This is a genomic window from Nostoc sp. CHAB 5715 (genome assembly GCF_020829685.1).
Lineage (GTDB): Bacteria > Cyanobacteriota > Cyanobacteriia > Cyanobacteriales > Nostocaceae > Nostoc.
Genome location: NZ_JAIVFR010000948.1, coordinates 1 through 2,845, shown reverse-complemented (window position 1 = coordinate 2,845; position 2,845 = coordinate 1). Strand labels below are relative to the sequence as shown.

Genomic DNA, 2,845 nt, shown 5'->3' with positions numbered 1-2,845 from the left:
TGCTCAAAATCGCTTCAATCTGCTGTTCCAGAAATTTATTCAAATTTTCACCACACTAGAACATCCCTTAGTAATGTTTTTGGATGACTTGCAGTGGGCAGATTCGGCATCACTGAAACTGATGCAGCTACTCATGGATCAATCCCAGAGGGGCTACTTGTTGCTGCTTGGGGCATACCGAGATAATGAGGTCTTCCCGGCACATCCTTTAATGTTGACATTAAATGAGATAGGTAATGCAGGAGCGGTAATTAACAATATTATCCTCAGTCCACTGTGTCAAGTAAGTGTGAATCAATTGTTAGCAGATACCCTCAATTGTCAACTGGAACTAGCACAGCCATTAACGCAACTGGTGTATCAAAAAACCAAAGGGAATCCCTTTTTCACCACCCAGTTTCTCAAGGCACTGCATCAGGATAATTATATTCAATTTAATTTTCAAATCGGGCATTGGCAATGTAATATTGCCCAAATCAAGCAATTGGCGCTGACAGATGATGTGGTGGAGTTTATGGCACAACAGTTGCAGAAACTAACACCAGCAACTCAGGAGGTTTTAAAACTGGCGGCTTGTATTGGTAATCAGTTTGATTTACATACCTTGGCGATTGTTTATCAACAATCCCAAACCGAAACTGCCACCGCATTGTGGAAAGCATTACAGGAAGGTTTGATTATACCACAGAGCGAAGTTTATAAGTTTTATGTAGGTCAAGAAAATCAAGCTAGTAATCAAGAAATTGCTCATGCTGTAGCATATAAATTCTTGCACGATCGCGTCCAACAAGCCGCTTACTCACTGATTCCTGAAGATCACAAACAGACAACCCATGTCAAAATTGGTCGCCTGCTGTGGCAAAATACCTCTAAAGCTGAACTAGAAGATCGGATTTTTGCGATCGCTAATCAGCTAAATATTGGGCCTGAACATTTCCATCAACCTCAAGAACGCCATGAACTCGCACAGTTAAATCTCATGGCTGGAAAAAAGGCAAAAGCCTCAACTGCATACAGTTCAGCAATTGCTTATCTGAAAATAGGTATCCAATTACTACCATTCAACCCTTGGGAATCTGACTACAATCTGACTTTAAGTTTGTATAGCGAAGCAACCGAAGCCAGTTATCTGTGTGGCGAAATTGACGCAATGGAAGATTTTGCCCAGGAAATTTTACAACACGCCAAAGCTGTGACTGATACAGCCAAAGTATACGAAGTAAAAATTGAAGCTTACACAGTCCAAGGAAAATTATTGGCAGCGATCAATACAGCCATGCAATTTTTGCAGCCGATTGGCATTGAGTTTCCCAAAGAACCAACAGATGAGGATTTTGTTCTCGCTTTGCAAGAGACTCAAGCTACCTTGAGTGGCAAAACAATTATTGAATTGGTTGATTTGCCAGAGATGCAAAATTTGGAATTACGTGCAGCCTTGCGTGTCTTAGTCAAAGTAACTACTCCTGCTTATCTAGCAAAACCTAAACTCCATCGCTTGGTGGTGCTCAAGGAAGTTACTCTTTCTGTAATCTACGGAAATACTTCCGCCTCTGCCTTGGCTTACTCAGGTTATGGACTTATACTTTGTGGTCAACCAAACAGTATTCCAATAGGTCATGAATTGGGTAATTTAGCGTTGCAATTGCTGCCTAAGTTTCAAGATCAGGAATATGAAGCACTAGTCCTTGTGGTCGTTAATCATTTTATCGCCCACTGGCAAGAGCCTGTAACAGCAACGCTCAAGCCATTACTACAAGCCTATACCAGTGGTTTAAATAGTGGGGATTTGGCTTATGCTGGTTATGCTGCCTGCGTTTATTGCTTGCAGGCTTACATCGCTGGTCAAGAATTAACCAAATTAGCTAATGAATTAGCGATTTATGGGAGAGCAATAGAAAAAATAAACCAAAAAACCGCACTCAACTATAACAATATTTCTCACCAAGTGGTCTTGAATTTAATCGAGTCAAAAACTACTCCTTGGGAATTAGTTGGCACAGCCTGCGATGAAAAGTCAATGCTGGCGTTACTTGAGCAAACTAATGATGGCGCTGGTTTATGGCATTTATTTGTCAACAAATTGATGCTTTGTTATCTGTTTCAAGAATTAGATTTGGCAGTGGAATATGCTGTCAAAACCAAACAATATTCCGGTTCAGGATATGCGATGGTAAACACTCCAGTGCAAAACCTTTATGATTCGCTGTTGCAACTAGCTTTATTTCCTACGTCGTCAGCCGCACAACAACAGAAGATTTTACAGCAGGTAGCAGAAAATCAGGACACCATGCAACAATGGGCAAATTATGCACCCATGAATCATCACCATCGATTCCAATTGGTGGAGGCAGAAAAGTGTCGGATACTAGCACAAAAAACCGCAGCAATTGAATTTTACGATCGCGCCATTGCTGGAGCAAAAGAAAATGGCTACATCCAAGAAGCAGCACTTAGCAATGAACTGGCTGCCAAATTCTACCTTGATTGGGGCAAAGAAAAAATTGCCCAGGTCTATATGCAAGAAGCTTACTACTGCTATGCCCGTTGGGGAGCCAAAACCAAAGTAGAAGACTTAGAACAACGCTATCCAGAACTTTTGTGGGTGATTTTGCAACAAAAAAATCTCAAACTCAACTTGCAAGAAACACTGGGTAAGAGTGTGTCATCTAGTGCTTCTATTCACTCTTCAACCCATATCTCAAGTTCCTCCAGCAGCAATTCGGTGCTAGACTTTGGATCTGTCTTTAAAGCCTCCCATAAGCCATTTTGAAACAGAATTAACGCACACCGATCAGCACCAGCATTTTCGAGAATAATCTGAGTTAGCTTCTGGATTAGCTCATCT

General features: G+C 41.2%; 1 protein-coding gene. It reads left to right on the top strand.

From position 1 onward, the window contains the following. Window positions 1-2,770, top strand: a 2,770-nt coding sequence (locus LC574_RS34165; protein WP_229458048.1) for an AAA family ATPase, incomplete at its 5' end; no start/stop codon positions are given. Between the last annotated feature and the right edge of the window lie 75 nt (window positions 2,771-2,845).